This window comes from Cyclobacterium jeungdonense (assembly GCF_010994275.1).
Lineage (GTDB): Bacteria > Bacteroidota > Bacteroidia > Cytophagales > Cyclobacteriaceae > Cyclobacterium > Cyclobacterium jeungdonense.
Genome location: NZ_WMCD01000002.1, coordinates 410,436 through 428,841, shown reverse-complemented (window position 1 = coordinate 428,841; position 18,406 = coordinate 410,436). Strand labels below are relative to the sequence as shown.

The window sequence follows — 18,406 nt, the reverse complement described above, 5'->3', positions numbered from 1 at the left end:
TAATTTTAAATGTACTTAATTTGAGAAGTGAAGGACAATAGCTGCTTAAAATAACCTGAACCCATGATTGAAGTTAAGACCCTTATACGCCTTGATGAGAATTCCCGAATTCCCAAATACCAGCAAATTGTCAACTCCATTATTGAAGATATAGAAGGGTGCCAGTTGCAGGTCGGAGATAAAATTCCTTCCATCAACGAAATAAGTGAAGAACATTACCTTTCCAGGGATACGGTGGAAAAGGCTTACAATCAATTGAAGGAAAAAAAGATTATTCTTTCCGTAAAGGGTAAGGGGTATTACGTAGCCAAGAATATTTCCACATCAAAGGTGAGAATATTGTTTTTACTTAATAAACTCAGTAACTACAAGCTTAAAACCTACAATTCTTTCATAGACAGCATGGGTGCGGATGCTCAGGTGGATTTAAATATTTACCACTGCGATCCCAAGTTGCTAATGAATATTCTAAATGAAAACCGGGGTGGCTACGATTATTACGTACTCATGCCCCATTTCAAAGATGAAAACCGAGGTCATTACAATCTGGATTCCGAGGTAATGAAGTGCCTTAAAAAAATTCCTTCTGATAAATTGATTGTGATGGACAATCAAATCCCTCAACTTGGAGACAAGGTGTCGGCCATTTATCAAGATTTCAAAAACGACATTTACAATGCCCTTTGTGAAGCGATTTTTCAATTGCAGCATTACGAAAAGCTCATGCTGGTATACCCAACCAATACGGTGTATCCCTACCCCAGAGAAATCATGGAAGGCTTTAAAAAATTCTGCAGGGATTTTGATTTTGACTTTGAAATTCTGGAAACCGTTTACGCCGAAATGGAATTGAGGGTTAAGGATGCTTTTATCGTGATCGAGGAAAACGATTTGGTAAACCTGGTAAAGCAAGTGCGCGAACAGGACTTTGAGCTGGGAAAAGATATCGGTATCATTTCTTACAACGACACCCCCCTGAAGGAGCTTTTGGGCATTACTGTCATATCAACAGATTTTAGGCTGATGGGTGAGACCGCGGCATATATGATAAAAAAGAACAAAAAGGAATCCGTAAAAAATGTTTTCAAATTTATAAACCGAGGATCGATTTGAAACTGGCTCAAATCCCGATTTTGTTGAAAGTTCAAATTAAAATCACATTCACCATACCACCGTTTGATTGTTTGCAGGCCGAATTTTATTTCTAACCAACATACAAACAGTGTAAGAGCAGGAAGCTTTTTAATTCCTGAGTAACCAAGTCCTATGGAAAAAAATAGAAGTCTGGTAGACCGGTTAAATTCGGTCAATGAATACGAACAGGAAGCCATCCCCGGTAATAGATTAAAGGGGTGGAGGAGTTTCCTGGGGACCTATGCCGGGGAACATACGGCGGGTACTGAATTTGTAATCGGGCCCTTGTTTGTGGCACATGGTGCCAGTGCCATTGATTTGGTTACAGGATTAATTTTGGGAAATATCCTGGCCGTGTTAAGCTGGGCATTTTTGACGGCAAAAATAGCAGTAAAAACCAGGGTCACACTTTATTATTTGTTGGAAAAAATTGCTGGGAAAAGGTTTACCTTTTTATATAACCTGGTAAATGCGGGGCTGTTTTGCTTTTTAGCCGGATCCATGATAGCTGTTGCTGCAACAGCGGTGGGGATTCCATTTGACATGGCCATGCCTCAATTGACCGATATTTACCCCAATAACCTGGGATGGGTACTTACGGTTTTTGCAGTAGGAACCATCACCACCATCATCGCCATGTTTGGCTTTGATCAGGTGTCTAAATTTGCCATGGTAGCAGCTCCCTGGATGATCATGGTATTCATTGCTGCCGCACTGGCTGTGTTACCCCGTTTGGGAGTGACCGATGCGGGTTCGTTTTGGTCAGTGGCAGAGAGCACCATTTGGACAGGGGTCCCGCTGGAAGGTCAAAGTAAGTTTGGATTCTGGCATATTTTATTCTTTGCCTGGTTTTGTAATATGGCCATGCACATAGGGATGGCAGATCTTTCCTTATTACGCTACGCCAAAAAATGGCAATATGGTTTCTCCTCGGCTACAGGAGTTTTTCTGGGGCATTTTATAGCCTGGATAGCGTCAGGTATATTGTACTCCTTGTTTTTGATTGAGTCCGAAGGGAGTCTTACGTTTGCTCCTGGACCCATAGCCTACAGTGCAGTGGGGGTTGCGGGAGCCATTTGTGTGGTGGTCGCAGGGTGGACTACTGCGAATCCCACGCTGTACAGGGCAGGATTAGCCATTCAATCCATCAATCCACGTTGGAAAACCTGGAAAGTTACCTTATTTGTAGGCTTATTTACCACTATTGCTGCCTGTTTTCCGGCATTAGTTATGATGCTGCTGGAGTTTGTGGCTCTCTATGGACTCATCCTGATGCCTGTTGGGGCCGTCATATTTATCGATGTGTACCTGCTGGAAAAAATGGGACTTAAATCCAACTATGCCCAGGCTAGTGGTAAAAGTCTGAACAGCGCAGTAGCCATCACCTGGTTGGTTACGCTGGCCTTTTGTTTGCTACTAAACCTGATGGTAGGGGTGGAAATCTTCTTCCTTGGATTGCCAGGATGGTTTGTGGCCGTTTTGGTATATGTCATTGCCAGTAAAATCACCCAAAGAAAATGAAAAAACTTATAATAAAACTTCTTTCTTTTATTGGCCTCGGGCTGAATATTGTCCCGGCAATTTTGGTGTTTTCCGCTGAAATGAACCCAGATACTTGTAAACAGCTCATGCTGTTTGGGACAATCCTATGGTTTGTGACGGCACCTTCCTGGATGAACAATGGGCAGGAGGATGCAAGTCAGGAATAAATGGCGAGCATAAGGTGATTTTTTGAAAATAGATAGTAGGTAATCCGGATGAATCAAGATGAGGACCAGCTGATTTTTTACATTCCAAAATAAAAATTTTAATTGTACGTCGATTTCATTAACTTGATTCCTTACCAAAAATAGGGCTTCACCACCATGAAATTCAAGGATTTACGCATCTGGATTTTAATTTTTGGCGGGATGTTGCTGATTGGCGCCTACCTCTACCAACATTCCAAGACCAATCAAAAACAACTGGAATCCCAAGGGATCAAAGCTATTTTCCTGGCTAAGCAAAATTTCGTAGATGCTTTTTACAATTACCACGTGCAGTTGGAAGGCTATTTTAAACGAAATTTCTATACATGGGCCGGTGGAGGAGCCGAGGATGCAGCTGCCCGAATGGTGAAAATGATTGACCGTGCTCCAAAATTTGGTATTAAAACCATTGAAGTGTTTGAGGCCAGGCCCTCCTTTGATCAATCGGTCCTGGACCAACAGGGAATCTCTCTGAGAAAAAAGGATTCCCTTTATTTAATAGAAGTTAATGGGTTTCGTTTTTCGTTGGATGATACGACTAAGTCTGGAAAGTTACCGGAGTTAAACCAAGGGGAACTGATCCGAAAGATTCGCGAAAACCTGGGGATTACCCTGGCACCGGATCCCGGGTCTGGTCGGGCATTTGAAGTGGATCATGTAGTACCTATTCATACCTTGATGGAAAATAATATTCAAAGTATGTTTTTTGATCGCTTGTTTGTTTTGGATAGCTCGGGTACGGCCATTTACCCCAGGGATATGGCGGGACTGCCAGTTATCCCTACGGACACACTGGGGGGCTTGCATTCGGTGGGAGAGCGAAAACTGAACCTGCAGTTATCAGGGACTGACTTCCAGGGGTTTTTGTCACCTGCATTGATAGGGAATAAGGTTTTTTATTTACTGGGGATTAAAGAAAAATCACAATTCGAACGGGTAGCCCTTCGGATAGACTTCAGGCTCCTCAGTACGTTCCTCACCTTGTTGATATTGATTTTTGTGTCCATTCCCATTATCAGTATTTTTAATCTGGGAAACGGAGATATTCTCACCAAAAAGCGAGTGATAGGCTTAGGCCTTTCTTTAATTCTGGTAATGCTGATTTTGGGCTTCTTTTCCTTTTCTCTGGTTCAGAATTACCGAAGTATTTCTCCGGGAGACCAATACGTTCATGATTTGAAAGCGGCTTTTACCCGGCAAATTGATCGCCTGACGTTTAGTCTGGATCGTTTTAGCCAAGACTTAAAGGAAGGGCAGTTAAATTCCAGCACTGGAATGGATTCCCTCAACCCGGATAAAAATGTCAATGAATTTTTAGAATTTGACCCTTCTGGAAATATTCTAACCATGCTTATTCCAGGCACCAATTCGGTTGATGGTCCGATAGATTTCGGGGATTTCCCTTTCGTGTCGATCGCCAACCGGGACTATGTAAAGGAGTTGCCGGCAGATACGGGGAAGCATTTTATCAGTGCTCATTTTTCCAAATCCACTGGAAACCTGGAAGGGGTAATTAGTAAAAGGGCGGCGGAATCCGGGTTCGCCTTGACGTTTCGGTTGGATTCATTGGCCCCCAAAATAAGTAAGAACCAGCGATATTTTGTTTTCAAACCCGATGGGAAAGTTCTTCTGAAAAGCCAAAAGGTAAATATTCCGATCAATTACCTTCAAGAGGGAATTGGAAAAGAAAAATGGGATGAGATCAAAACCCTTATAGCTAATAATCAGCATGCCGATGAAAAGCAGGTTTGGAAAACGCCTATTTATGTAAACGGTCTCGAATACGAAGCACTGTTAAGCAGAATAAACTCCGGGAAATTCGTTTCAGAAAACTGGGTGTTGTACCTCGAGAACCAAAACCTACAGCATGCGCTGCATTCCCTTTCTTCATTAGAGGCATCCACCGTTTTTGTACCTTATTTGTTGGTGTTAGTACTGTTGGCACTGTTAACGCTGCTGACAAGCAAATCGAGTATCTACCTGGCTTACACACCTTTTTCCTTTGAGTGGTACAGCCCATCTTCGGCTAAGCGAAACCGCTTTCTCTTGTTAAATGGTGTTTTGTTTTTGGACTTGGTACTGTTTGTCGCAGTCTATTTGTTTTTGCCTTTGGGCATTTTTAAAATTTACCTGTGGTCAGTCCTTTTTGCCATTCAATCCGGCACCTGTAATTTCTTACTACTCTCCACAACTGAAAAAGATCGGCAATTAAAAAACAGTACTGCTTTCCTCGTCATTTCGGTTTCACTGTGGCTTTTGGCTGCCTATGGGTTGATCCATTTGTCATGGATGCAATCCGAATCCATTTACCTGTATTTTACCTTGTTTTTTCTTTTATTAATGGGCTTGCTTCAGGTACTGTGCTGGCACTTGTCCAGGACAAATAACCTTCCTTCACTTTCACCAGATAGCTGGACTAAAAATACCAGGCTACAGCGTATTCACCAGTGGCTTAGTGATTTCTGGAACAAACTTACCGGTGTGCAGGTGGATAAAAGGGTTTTTGCATTGAATTTTTTATTATGGTTGATGATCATCGGATTTTTGCCGGGTTATTTTATCCACCGGCAGATTTTTAATCAGGAAAAATTTATTTGGGATAATTTGGAACGAAAAGAACTGGTCAAAAAAGAAAAGGTCGATGATTTAAGTGAGTTCTACTTAGGTCTGATAGAAATCCATGAAGAATTTAGGAGGACTTACTTTGGTAGGTTTTCCAATCACGAAGATGAATTGATTCGGAATTTTGTGGCGCCACCTTATGAGGTAATGATAGCAGCTTTTAATTTGCCTCCCAATTTTGATCTGGGAAATTTTTTTTCCGGGAAAAACTTTGGAGAAATAGTGAGAGGAAATCTCCCTATTTTAATGGCGTTGGCCGCGGTGCTTATCTGGCTTTTTCATATGATCATGCGTCTGGGAAATAAAATATACCTGATTGATTACCATTTTACCCACGGCATGCCAGCACTTCCCAAAAAGGCTAAAAAGCAACGAAAGACATTTGTGATCGGAGTAGATGCGGCCCAAAGCCGGCACTGGATCAGCAGCCAATTCGGCATTACAGCCTCGGAAATGCTGGTGGTAAATGCGGAAACTGATTTGGCAAATATGCCGGAATTGGAAAGCTCGCACCAAGCGGTTGTATTCGAAAATATTCATTGCCTGGATGGTGCGGAGGGAGTACTTAAGGCCATGCTGGCCTTTGGAAAATACGATTCAGCTAAGCCTCTCTTTTTATTTGTAACCTCCGGTAAGCCACTTCAGGAAATAGTTCTTCAAGACACTCCCAAGCAGAAGCAGCTGTTGATTACCGAGATTTTTTCAGAATACCTATTTCAATATGTTTCCCTGGATTTTGAAAATCGATCCATTACCCTTCCTTTCTTAGGAGTGGATTGGGAGTTATTGGAAGAAAGAGAACAAGAGACGTTCAAAAGAAAAATGCAAAGCAGGTTATTTAACGATGAAAAAACACAAGAACTAGCGGCTGAAATCGCCAGCAGTCCTCATTCGGAGGTAATTGCCAACCTTATCACCGAAGAATTGTCCGGAGATGATTTGAATGAATGCCTCTCGAAGGAAAGGTACGAAAAATGCATTCTTTCCATTCAACGGTACAACAAAGCTTATTTCATGAATATTTGGGCGGAATTAAGCCTGAAGGAACGAAAGATGGTATACAACTACGCTACCGAAGGCTTTATTAATTTTTTCAATAAAGAAACGATGACTGCTTTGATTCAGAAAGGAATTATTAGGATGAATGCCGATAGAGACCGTCTGGTCCTGTTTTCTAATAGTTTCAGAAATTTTGTTTGCCTTTTTGCCAGCGAGCAGGATGTGGTACGGTTTAAACAAGACGAAAGAAAATCAGGTAACGCCAAAATGATACAGGCAGCCGTCTTCAGCTTTGTGTTACTCAGTGTCGCTCTGATTAGCTTTTACGACCCTACCATCCTTAACGAAACGTCCGCGTATATAAGTGGCGTATTGGGCTTAGTGGGCACCCTCTACAGTCTGTTGGCAAAAGGATTTACCAAAGCTCCAGCTATAGAAAACCAATAACCTTCTATTTCGATTGTGGTATTGTTATTGATCTAATCCGGGAAAAGAGCAAAATCCTCCATATTGTATTTGGTTAAAAATTTCACAAAAAGTATATTCTTCTGAACTATTGGTTTGACGATACTATTTGTCATAAAAAAATACAAAATTGATTGCGTTGTTTTATCCTATTCTATACATTTGATGACGCGATACTTATTTATTGACCTTAAACACCACAATATGGGATAAAACTCTACGTTATCTAAATATCAGTTTTATGAGTAAAAGGGTAGGACCTAAAGACAGTGAGTTAATCTCACAATATAGGAATGGAAGCGAAGTTGCATTCGAAAGATTAGTAGACAAGTACAAAACCAAAGTTTACACCACCATTCTGATGATAGTGAAGGAGCAGGGAGTAGCTGAGGATTTATTGCAGGACGTATTTGTAAAAGTCGTCCAGACACTCAACTCTGATCGGTATAACGAAGAGGGGAAATTCCAACCTTGGCTGATGCGAATTGCCCATAATTTGGCAATAGACCATTTCAGGAAGATGAAGCGACATCCCACAGTAGTGATGGAAGACGGGTCAAATGTTTTTAACACCTTGCACTTTGCAGAAGAAAATGTAGAGGAATTAAAGGTTAAAGACGAGACCTACGCCTTGGTTAGACAATTGATCGACGAGCTTCCTGAAAGCCAGAAGCAGGTATTGATTATGCGACACTACATGGACCTGAGTTTTCAGGAGATTGCTGAACAGACAGGTGTAAGTATTAATACAGCCTTGGGCAGAATGCGTTATGCTCTTATTAATTTAAGGAAAAAACTCAAACAAATAAATATCGCCTATGACCAAATCTTTTACCCAAAGTGACCTGATACGATACGTCTATCAGGAAATGACAGAGGAGGAGAGTGAAGAAATGGTGCAAGCCCTGAGACACCAGCCCTTTTTAATGCAGGAGTACATGGACTTGCTGGAAACCGTTCAAAATTTAGATCAGCTCCTAACGGAACCCTCCGAAATAATTGTTAATGCCATTAAGAAAAAGGCCCGGTTCAGAGGACTGGAAAAAGTGTAACACCAACCAAAAAAATGCATTTTCCTACCGCTATAGCTTAGCGGTAGGATTTTTTTTGTATTATCGTTTTCTTCGGACAGTATGTGTAATTACTTGTCTGCCGAAAATAATTTGAAAGATAGCGAACATGTTAAAAAAGGATAGGTACCGGGCTTTTGTCGACCATTTCACTGAAAACATGCCCGTGGCTGAAACAGAGCTCCAGTACGAGACGCCTTTTCAGTTGCTGCTGGCGGTGGTTTTGAGTGCTCAATGTACCGATAAGCGGATAAATATGGTTACGCCGGCCCTTTTCAGAGACTTCCCCACCCCGGCTCACCTGGCCGCAAGCGATTTTGATCAGCTATTCCCCTATATTCGATCTGTTTCTTACCCCAATAATAAAACCCGACACTTGCTGGGCCTGGGAAAAATGCTCGTGGAAGATTTTAATGGGGAAGTTCCGGAAACGGTACAAGATCTGGTTAAACTTCCTGGTGTGGGGAGAAAAACGGCCAATGTGATTACCAGCGTCATTTGGAATCAACCCAACATGGCGGTTGATACCCACGTATTCCGAGTTTCCAAAAGGTTGGGACTGGTCCCGCAAAGTGCCAAAACCCCATTGGAAGTAGAAAAACACCTCATTCGCCACTTACCAAAAGAAGTGGTCCATAAAGCCCATCATTGGCTGATCCTCCATGGGCGGTACATTTGTCTGGCAAGAAAACCCAAATGTCAGGAATGTTCTATTACCCACCTTTGCCGGTATTTTGAAAAATTTGGTGATACGCTGGATTTGCAGTCAGGCACGGTTTCCAAACCCATAAAAAAATAGCATGTGTGGCGTACACCTATTGGTGAATTCCACCGGGAAGGGCGGGGAATCCATACAGGCCATGATGGAAGCTTGTCAGCATCGCGGCCCGGATCATTCTTCCTGGATGGAAGTATCCAAAGGAATATACCTTGCTGCAAACCGGCTGAAGATACTGGATCTCAGGGATCAGGCCAATCAGCCCGTGGTTAATGAGGAGGAAGAGGCCTATCTGTCCTGGAACGGCTTCCTGTACAACTACCAGGAACTCAAAAACCAGTTGCTAATGGAAGGGGTAGTATTCAAAAGTACTTCGGATGGGGAGGTGCTCCTGATGTGGTTGATTCGAAAAGGTAGGGAAGGAGTGCAGCAGCTCCAAGGCATGTATGCTTTTGCTTTTGTCCACACAAAGAAAAACCAGGTAATCCTTGGCAGAGATCCACTGGGCGTTAAATCCTTGTATTTTACGCAGCAAAAGGGAATTTTGGGCTGCTCCTCAGAAATTCGATGCCTGCTCCGGGCCGACCTCGTTCCAAAAAAGCTACATCAAGAGCAATTTTTACCCTATTTTTACCTCCGTCACGTACTGCCCGGAGATACTTTTATAAGAGGCATTCAGGAACTCCTTCCCGGAGAATTGAAAACCTGGAACCTGAAGGGGGAACCCCTTGATGCCCGGGAAATCCCCTTGGGAGTGCCCGCTCCCAAACCGGCATTGACCGAAAAAGGCTTTGAGGAAATCATGACGGATGCCGTTTTGAAACATTTTCATGCGGATGTGCCGCTGGGCTTGATATTGAGCGGTGGTGCGGACAGTACCTTATTATACCATCTGTGGTATCGGCAGACGGGCCAGGTTTTACCGACTTTTACCATTGGTTTTCAAGATGCCTATCGGAAAAAATTCAGAGATGCAGACTTTGCTGCAAAATTAGTATCTTCTAGGAAGGCCTTCCATCAGGAGGTTATCATTTCCCCGGAATGGTTTTTGGAGACTTGGCCGGCCTATATCCGGGACCTGGACCAGCCGGTGGGCGATAGCGCAAGTTACCTTACCTGGGCCCTGGCTAGAAAAGCGAAGGAATCGGTGAAAATCCTGGCAAGCGGGGCTGGTGCTGACGAGTTGTTTGGCGGGTATAATCGTCATTTGGCCTATAAAAGGTACCTTCAAAATCCGATATTTTGGAATGGGGTCGCTGCCAAATTCAAAAGAATTCCTTTAGTAGGAAATACCTTTCAACGGTTTCTGTCAGGCATTCATCCGTCCCCTCAAAGAACCTTTATGAACTTTGCATCCCTTTCCGTACTGCCGGATTCGTTGGCTAATGCTCTCGAAGGCAGGTATTCCCTTGGTGAGCAGCTTTTTAAAAATGCCCTGGAATGGGATCGAACGCTTTATTTGGTCCACGATTTGTTGAAAATTCATGACAATGCCTGTATGGCACATGGAATTGAAGGAAGGGTGCCTTTTCTGGATTGGAAGGTGGTGGATTGGAGCCTCCGGTTGGGCGAAAAGGAAGCAAGAAATGCCGCACCAAAATTCTGGGTAAAGTCACTGCTGAAACGCGAAGGGTTGACCGGCTTTGCCCGGCGAAAGAAATTTGGCTTCGGCCTACCGATAAAGGAGTGGCTTGTGGAACATGCAGCATTTAGGAATAAGGTTCTATCCTCTGTAATTGATTTAGGTATTCAGTATCAGGAAATGGTGCCGGAGGAATGGAGACCTCTGGTTCAGCGTCCGGAAAGGTATATTTCCAGCCATTTTTTATTGCTGTTCAATCTTTTTGTATTATCAGACTGGATTAAGGAAAACCAATTATGAGAATTCTTTATATCCATCAATATTATTGCACTCCCGAACAGGGTGGGGCCATTCGGTCCTTCCATTTGGCTCAGGGAATGGCTGCGGCTGGTTTGGAGGTGGAAGTGGTTTCTGCTCACAATGAACCAACCTATCAAACCCGCTGGGATGGAAAGGTAAAAGTGCATCTTTTGCCCGTGTATTATGACAATACCTTTAACAACTGGCGACGTATTTGGTCTTTTTACCTATTTGTAAAAGAAGCAAAAAAGCTGATTTCCAAACTGAAGTTGCCGGATGTATTCTTCATCAGCTCCACTCCCCTTTCTACGGGGCTAATAGGTATTTGGGCTAAAAAAAAATGGCGAGTACCCTTTGTATTTGAAGTTCGTGACCTCTGGCCAAAAGCCCCTCTGGAAATTAAAAATATCCGCAGCCCTTTGTTGAAAAAGGCCTTATACCGGATGGAGTATTTGATCTACCGAAGTGCCTGGAAAATTGTGGCACTTTCTCCGGGAATGCAACGGTATATACAGCAACGTGTTCCCAGCAAACCGGTCCTGCAAATTCCTAACTTTGCAGATGTAGATTTTTTTCATTGGGCCCCGGACAAGTACCGCAACAGGCGTTTTGAAAAGCAGCCGCTGACGCTTTTATATGCGGGAGCGGTTGGAGAAGTCAACGGTCTGGATAAGTACCTTGACCTGGCGGAAGCGGCAGAAAAAAGTGGAAAAAATTGGTTGTTCAGACTCATGGGGAAAGGAAAGTACTTGCCTTTGCTGAAAAAGGAGGTCGCAAATCGGAAGCTTTCCCTAGTCGAATTTATTCCCTTTGGAAATAAAAATGAAGTGAAAGATCAAATGAGAAAAGCTGATTTGGCCTACATTTCCTTTTTGCCCTTTCCCGTTTTGGAAGTCAGTAGTCCCAATAAGTTTTTTGATGCCCTGGCCATGGGAATGCCTGTCATTGTTAACTTCAAGGGGTGGATCAAAGACCTGATATTGAATCATGAAATCGGCCTTTATCAGGAAGATCCTCATGGAAGTGAATTACTTCCAGCGCTGGAAAAACTTGAAAACAACCCGGACTTATTAGAAAAGATGGGAAGAAAAGCTCGAGTATTAGCCGAAACTGAATTTAATAAGGAGGCAGCAGTGGACCATATTCTGGATATTCTGGAAATTCAGAATAGCAGGTAGGATCCCAATCTATCTTGGTTTGTATCCCGATAAGTTGAAAATTTCTCGCGCATCATCTTGCTGCATGACCTCGCGTAAACTTAAGTCATTGTTGATCCGGTAGTCGTCCACGATATTCCAGCCCAGCCACCTTCCGATCCTTCCGGGAGCATCAGGGCTGATTTCATCCGTAAAAGGGGCCTCTCCTGTATATCGTCTGACTTCAAAAGGGTTGGTGTCAAAAAGCAGCTCATTTTCGATAAAATGCCCCCAAATCATTTCTTCATTGGCATAACTACCAAGGATTTCTTTGGATTCGTAGCCTATGATGTATTCGTCAGGAGTGCAGGGGAGTACTGATTTTGTAAAATGATAGGATTTGCCGTAGAAAATCATTTCCGCCAAAAGCGTACGGTCACTCAAATCAGTGTGGTTGAATTGAGAGGAAATGGCGGTGACGATGGTTGGAACCAAATGGTCCACGTTGTACCTTTTCGCAATGTACTGTGGCAAATCGATGGGTTGAAACCGATGGTCCGCTGGGAGAAAATAGTCCAATCCGATCACGATGATCTCTTCCTCCACAATCAGGTCTGTACCAAAGCCGGTGACGAAAGTGTATACCTTGGGGATCTTGAATTCGGGATAGTGATACTTAATCCCTCGAAAAGCATTTTCCAACTCTTTTTTGATCGTGTTTAGGTTTTCAAAGTGGACTTCTACTTCCCGGTACAATTCCTGCATACCCGTATCCTGGTGAATGAGAAGTAATTCCTCTCTCATTTGCACCGGGTTTTCAAACCCCATATTGTCAAACATGACCGAAGAAAACTCCGGGTATTTTTCCAGGTTATAAATCAGCTTTTCCTCCGTGAGGTCTTCAAAAAACAGCTCCTCCATCCTGGTTATTTCTACCTCCATGGGGATTTCCAAATAAGCAGAAGGAAGGGTGCAAGGTTCGTTCGATTTCGAGCAGCTAGTAAAACTCAATGAAATCAGCACGGCATATATCGCGAATGTGAATCTGTTCATAAATACAAAGATAAGCTTTTGATACCAAGTAGTTGAATTTACACCAAGAACTGCTGTTTGTAAATTAAAACGGGCGATGGTGTTAACTATTTGTCTATACATTTAAATGAATTAACAAATTTGGGTGTTTAACTTACAAGATAATGCCGTTGATTTTTTTGAACAAAACTATCTGGCGATCTGTCGGTTAGGTGCATGTTTTTAACTTATAACTAAACCAATATTTATTATGGAATTCAAAATAAAAAATAGTCGGAAATTAATGAGTTTGCTTCTAGCTGCAGGCTTACTTTTTTCTTTTGGTTGTTCGGAAGATGACCCTGCCCCTATGCCTCCGGAAGAGGAGAGTATAATTGACATCGCATCCGGTAATAATCAATTTTCTACACTAGTGGCTGCGATTCAAAGGGCTGACCTGGTGGATGAGTTAAGTGCTGCCGGTCCATTTACCGTCTTTGCCCCCACCAACCAAGCATTTACCAACGCCGGAATTACCGATGTGAGTGATGTTCCGGTAGAAGAGCTCCGTGACATTTTACTTTACCATGTGGTTAGTGGACAAGTTTTGGAGAATCAGGTGAGTACGGGAGAAGTGCCAACCTTACTTGAGGGAGCTAATCTCAATGTAGTTGTGAGTGGTGGAACCATCACTATTAATGAAGATGTCACAGTGACTACAGGAGATCTTGGAGCTTCTAATGGGGTAATACACGTAATTAGTGGAGTTCTGATGCCAGAAGAAGAAAGCAATTCTATCGCTGATATTGTAATGGCTGATGATGATTTTTCAATATTACTTGCCGCAGTGTTAGCAGCAGATTTGGATGAGGCTCTGCTTGAACAAGGACCTTTTACCGTTTTTGCCCCTACCGATGAAGCGATGACCGCCTTTCTTACCGACAACGGTCTCACCGCTGAGGAATTGCTTCAATCTCCTGATCTGGCCTCGATATTAAGCTACCACGTTGTGGAAGGTGAAGTGCCAGCCTCTGCTGTAGAAGCGGGAAGCGTTACCAGTTTTGGAGGTCCTCCGTTTTTTGTAAGCATAGATCCCGACGATAACGTTTGGATTAACGGAAATGCACAGGTAGTCTCTACGGATATTGAAGCGGATAATGGGATCATTCACGTATTGGATTATGTGATCACTCCTCCTACGGAATCGATCGCGGAGATAGCGGTAGGATATACGCAAGCTGAAACTCCTGAATTTACGCAACTTGTAGGGGCACTTTCAAGAGCAGAGTTAGTGGATGCGGTGAGTGGTGGTTTTGACGATAACCTTACCGTCTTTGCACCTACGGATGCCGCTTTTGAAGCACTTTATGAAGATTTGGGAGTGGATGGTTACGAGGACATTCCTTTGGAAACATTAACTTCGGTGCTGACTTACCATGTGGTGCCTGCCAGAGCGTTTTCGCAAGATCTGAGAGAAGGGGCTACACTTCCTACTTTACTTGAGGGAGAGGATTTATCGGTCAACCTGGCAGATTTGGAAATTAATTCTTCCGGACTTGTTCCTGAACTGTTAAATATTCATGCCACCAACGGAGTGATTCACGTAGTCGATCAGGTAATAGTACCATAAATTGGATATTGGGTTTTTTGTGAAAAAAACAGGCATCAGATGATGTCTGTTTTTTTTTGCCCAAAGCCTAGTAAGAATTGGCCCTCTCGCCCATGGGGCATATAAAAAATCAATTTTTCAAAGAAAAGAGACAAGACTTTTAAACATTAGCTTTAATCTCCAAACATCGGTTCCAAAAAGAAAGGAATACTTATCTTTACGGTTGCTTTACGGATTTTTTGAAATCCAAACCTAAAAACCCGACCTGAAATGGCAGTGGGTGACCTGGCGAAGCTGTATATAAACATTAAAATCAGTAGCATGATTTCTTTAAGGCATTTGAATCTGAAACGGTTATTTTTTATTGGAATGACAGTTCTATTCTCGTTTATGGCGGAAGCCCAATCATTACAGGACATATCTTCACTGGATGTAGACGATTTATCGGATCAGCAATTGCAGGAATTGATGAGCAGGGCTTCGGAGGCAGGTCTGTCGGAAGCTGAATTACTTCAAATGGCCCAAATAAGAGGGGTGCCTGCTGCCGAAATCGACAAGTTGAAAGAAAGGCTGGAGGGAATGGTTTTTGGCTTGCAGGGTGGGGCACGTTCAGACTCTGGAATTGGCAAAAGGGAAAGCAGACGGCAGATGGGGTTCAACGAGATCACTCGCGGTATTATACCTCCAGAAGGGGAGCTAGGTGAAAATGAGATTGAAGAGCAGCCCTATTTTGGAATGGATCTTTTTTACAGTAAAAACAGAAGGTTGACCTTTGAGCCAAATTTAAATATGGCTACACCTAGAACCTATATTTTAGGGCCGGGGGATGAGGTGTATATCGACATTTACGGGCAGTCGGAGAAATATTACGAGGCATCCGTGAGCCCGGAAGGTCAAATTATACTGGAAAATATTGGCCCTATAAATGTATCAGGCCTTTCTTTGGAAGAGGCCACTCAGGTAATTAAAAGTAGGCTTTCTGCCTATTACACCGGGCTGCGGGGGAATAATCCCAACACCTTTTTACAATTAAACCTGGGAAATGTCAGGACAGTAAAGGTGAATCTGGTTGGAGAGGTCAGGTTGCCGGGTACCTTCACGCTTAGTGCTTTCAGTACGGTTTTCAACGCACTTTATGCGGCGGGAGGCCCCAATCAAAACGGTAGCATGAGAAGGGTTCGGCTAATCCGCAACAACAAAGAAATAGCAGAAATTGATATTTATGATTTTTTGACTAAGGGCGACCCCAATATAAACCACTTGTTGCAAGATCAGGATATTATTCTGGTCCCCCCCTATTTGGGGAGAGTGACAGTAGAGGGGGCGGTTAAACGGCCTAAAATTTTCGAGGTGAAGGAAGGCGAGACTTTTGCAGATGTACTTTCCTTTGCGGGAGGATTTACCGATCACGCGTTTAAAGAAAAAGTAAATGTAACTCGCATCACGGATACGCAAAAAGCAGTATCCGATATCTACCAGGATCAATTCAGCCTTTTTTTGGTAAAAGGCGGGGATCATTACCAGGTAGGGGAAGTGCTGGACAGGTATACCAATAGGATCCAAATAAGAGGGGCTGTTTACCGGCCGGGGAATTATGCCTACCAGGAGGGGCTTACCCTGACCGAATTGGTACAAAAGGCAGAGGGGCTTCGGGGAGAAGCGTACCAGAGCAGAATAAGTATTTTGAGAACCAACGAGGACTTGAGTACCCGGATGCTACAGGTAAATCTGGAAGAAATAATCAATGGCTCCCTGCCAGATATTCCACTAAAAAGAGAAGACCTGGTACGGATTCCTTCCATTTACGAATTAGCTGAGGAGGTATATGTCAAGATATCGGGCGAAGTGCTGTATCCGGGAACCTATCCCTACTCTAGCGAAATGACACCCGAAGACCTTATTTTAATGGCGGGGGGGTTGAAAGAAGCAGCGTCGGTAGAAAATGTGGAACTTGCCAGAAGAGCAACCGATCAGCAAGGGCGTGAGTTTTCTCAAATCATACCTGTTTCGGTTCAACAAAACCTTGGTTTGTCAGCCGATCCGGTTGAATTAGAGCCTTTTGATCACCTAACTGTGAGAAGAAAAACCAATTTTGGTCTGGATAGAATGGCCAGCATAGAGGGCCAGGTCAATTCACCAGGAACCTTTGCCATAAAGCATGCAGAAGAAAGAATTTCAGACTTGATAAACAGAGCGGGAGGGTTAACGGCTTTTGCCTATGCCGAAGGTGCCAGGCTTATCCGGAGAACGGAGTTTTATAAAACAGAGTCCGAGACCATCCAAAAAGAGCGAAGCCTGCTAAACCTACTGGAGCGGATGAACCGGGAAGAATTGGTGCCTACGGAGTCTCAGCAACAATTGATTGACCGGATTAGCAACTACCTATTTGAAAACAAGGATTCCTCACAGATGGAAATGGAAGCCCGTGTCATTCAGGCAAGGGAAAATCTGCTAAGTGAAATTTCTGATTCCAGAGAGGGAGTAGCTCCCATAAAAATCAAAGAAACGGAAGCAATCGCCATTGATCTGGAAGCCATTCTTGCCAATCCGGGATCCAAATACGATTTAATTCTGGAGGACGGGGATATTTTAAGTGTACCCAGACAATTGCAGACGGTTCGGTTACGGGGTGATGTGATTTATCCCACCACGGTCAGGCACGAAGATTTCAGAAGTTTGTCCTATTACATCAATAGGGCAGGGGGATTTGATACCCGTGCAAAAAAGAGGAGCACCTATGTGGTCTATGCAAATGGGGAAGTAGCCAGGACCAAAAATTTTATTTTGTTTAATGTGTATCCAAACGTTGCGCCTGGATCAGAAATCATTGTACCAACCAAAGGCCCAAGGATTCCTATCAGACCAGGTGACCTGGTAGGGATCACAACAGGTCTGGCTACACTTGCTCTGGTAATCACCCAACTACTAAATTGATGAATCAGCAAAACAAACACATACTTGACGATAAAATCACCTTCAAAGAGCTTATTGAAAGGCTTTTTAGTTGGATAAACATTTTATTACATAAGTGGAGGGTTTTGGGTGCTTTTGTGATCGTGGGGATTCTATTAGGAATTGCTGCGTCACTACTTAAAAAGCCGGTTTATCATGCCGATACTACTTTTGTACTCGAACAATCAGATATGGGAGGGTTGGGAAATATTTCAGGAATTGCTTCCATGTTAGGACTTAACCTGGGATCCATCGGATCAGAGAGTGGTTTGTTTAAAGGAGATAATATTTTGGAATTGTATCGTTCGGATGCCATGCTTTCTCAGGCCTTGCTCGATTCCTTTGAAGGCGCTGGCGAGGCACAGTTACTGATAAACCGATATATAGGGTTTCATGACCTTGATGAGAAGTGGAAAAGCGAAGTGGATTTTGAGGTCTTGGATTTTTCTCTGCCAAGGGAAAAATTTTCCATCCAACAGGATAGTGTGCTGCGTGAAGTGGTAAAAGAAATCCGGAAGGAAAGCCTGGTCGTGGACAAACCTGATCGGAAGTTGAATATTATCAAAGTGACGGTCGCATCGAAAGATCAGGAATTTGCGAAAAGCTTTAATGAGCAATTGGTGGAAACGGTAAATGATTTTTACCTTAAAACCAAAACGAAAAAGACGGCAGAAAATCAGTCTGTTTTGCAGCAACAAGCCGATAGCGTTCGAACCGTCCTGGATGAGAAAATAAAGCAATTGGCACGGTTTCAGGATAATGTTCCCAACCCGAACCCACTGTTACAGGAAGGACTTGTTGCCTCCAAAAGTCTGCAGGTTGATATTCAGGCCGCCGCCGCCGTTTACGAAGAAATAGTCACTAACCTGGAAATTGCCAAAATTAATCACCGAAACAATACACCACTGATCCAGATTATTGATCAACCGCGATTTCCATTGGAACGAACCGAAATTAAATTAGCCACCGGAATCGTGCTGGGTGCTTTCCTCTTTTTTCTTTTGGGCCTGGTTTGGGTGTACCTCCAGACCCTGTACTTTCGGCATCTGCAGCAATAAGT

Annotated in this window: 13 protein-coding genes; 12 read left to right on the top strand and 1 reads right to left on the bottom strand. The window is 43.2% G+C overall.

What is annotated here, in order from left to right; translation table 11 throughout:
* Positions 1–63: 63 nt before the first annotated feature.
* From GKS34_RS06845 to GKS34_RS06805, 9 genes are all read left to right on the top strand, one after another.
* On the top strand, positions 64–1,113 hold the full coding sequence (locus tag GKS34_RS06845) for a GntR family transcriptional regulator (RefSeq protein ID WP_163384063.1): 1,050 nt from the start codon (positions 64–66) through the stop codon (positions 1,111–1,113).
* Between the two features lie 153 nt (positions 1,114–1,266).
* Positions 1,267–2,655 carry a purine-cytosine permease family protein gene (locus GKS34_RS06840; RefSeq protein ID WP_163384062.1) on the top strand — a complete coding sequence of 463 codons (1,389 nt, stop codon included), beginning with the start codon at positions 1,267–1,269 and terminating at the stop codon, positions 2,653–2,655.
* The gene (locus tag GKS34_RS06835; protein ID WP_163384061.1) at positions 2,652–2,843 is read left to right on the top strand and encodes a hypothetical protein; all 192 of its coding nucleotides are present in this window, start codon (positions 2,652–2,654) and stop codon (positions 2,841–2,843) included. The genes GKS34_RS06840 and GKS34_RS06835 overlap by 4 nt, the downstream gene beginning before the upstream one ends.
* Before the next feature lie 156 nt (positions 2,844–2,999).
* Positions 3,000–6,950: a hypothetical protein gene (locus tag GKS34_RS06830; RefSeq protein ID WP_163384060.1), complete on the top strand. Its 3,951-nt coding sequence runs from the start codon at positions 3,000–3,002 to the stop codon at positions 6,948–6,950.
* 259 nt (positions 6,951–7,209) lie between these two features.
* On the top strand, positions 7,210–7,812 hold the full coding sequence (locus GKS34_RS06825) for an RNA polymerase sigma factor (RefSeq protein WP_162341327.1): 603 nt from the start codon (positions 7,210–7,212) through the stop codon (positions 7,810–7,812).
* Complete coding sequence (locus tag GKS34_RS06820; protein WP_163384059.1) at positions 7,787–8,020, top strand: hypothetical protein; 234 nt, start codon at positions 7,787–7,789, stop codon at positions 8,018–8,020. Before GKS34_RS06825 ends, GKS34_RS06820 begins: the two co-directional genes overlap by 26 nt.
* A gap of 127 nt (positions 8,021–8,147) precedes the next feature.
* Positions 8,148–8,837 carry an endonuclease III gene (gene nth / locus GKS34_RS06815; RefSeq protein WP_163384058.1) on the top strand — a complete coding sequence of 230 codons (690 nt, stop codon included), beginning with the start codon at positions 8,148–8,150 and terminating at the stop codon, positions 8,835–8,837.
* A gap of 1 nt (position 8,838) precedes the next feature.
* On the top strand, positions 8,839–10,638 hold the full coding sequence (gene asnB, locus GKS34_RS06810) for an asparagine synthase (glutamine-hydrolyzing) (protein WP_163384057.1): 1,800 nt from the start codon (positions 8,839–8,841) through the stop codon (positions 10,636–10,638).
* Positions 10,635–11,816 (top strand): glycosyltransferase family 4 protein, encoded by a 1,182-nt coding sequence (locus GKS34_RS06805; protein ID WP_163384056.1) that lies wholly within the window; start codon positions 10,635–10,637, stop codon positions 11,814–11,816. Before asnB ends, GKS34_RS06805 begins: the two co-directional genes overlap by 4 nt.
* A 9-nt stretch (positions 11,817–11,825) precedes the next feature.
* On the opposite strand, the gene gldB is transcribed toward GKS34_RS06805, so the two are convergent.
* A complete protein-coding gene (gene gldB / locus GKS34_RS06800; RefSeq protein ID WP_163384055.1) occupies positions 11,826–12,827 on the bottom strand; it encodes a gliding motility lipoprotein GldB in 1,002 nt (333 codons plus the stop codon).
* Positions 12,828–13,056: 229 nt separating this feature from the next.
* Here gldB and GKS34_RS06795 point away from each other — a divergent pair, with 229 nt between their 5' ends.
* The 3 genes from GKS34_RS06795 (at position 13,057) to GKS34_RS06785 (ending at position 18,404) form a co-directional block, all read left to right on the top strand.
* A complete protein-coding gene (locus tag GKS34_RS06795) occupies positions 13,057–14,415 on the top strand; it encodes a fasciclin domain-containing protein (RefSeq protein ID WP_163384054.1) in 1,359 nt (452 codons plus the stop codon).
* A gap of 348 nt (positions 14,416–14,763) precedes the next feature.
* Complete coding sequence (locus GKS34_RS06790) at positions 14,764–17,328, top strand: SLBB domain-containing protein (RefSeq protein WP_240459217.1); 2,565 nt, start codon at positions 14,764–14,766, stop codon at positions 17,326–17,328.
* Complete coding sequence (locus tag GKS34_RS06785; RefSeq protein ID WP_163384053.1) at positions 17,328–18,404, top strand: GumC domain-containing protein; 1,077 nt, start codon at positions 17,328–17,330, stop codon at positions 18,402–18,404. The genes GKS34_RS06790 and GKS34_RS06785 overlap by 1 nt, the downstream gene beginning before the upstream one ends.
* Positions 18,405–18,406: the final 2 nt, after the last annotated feature.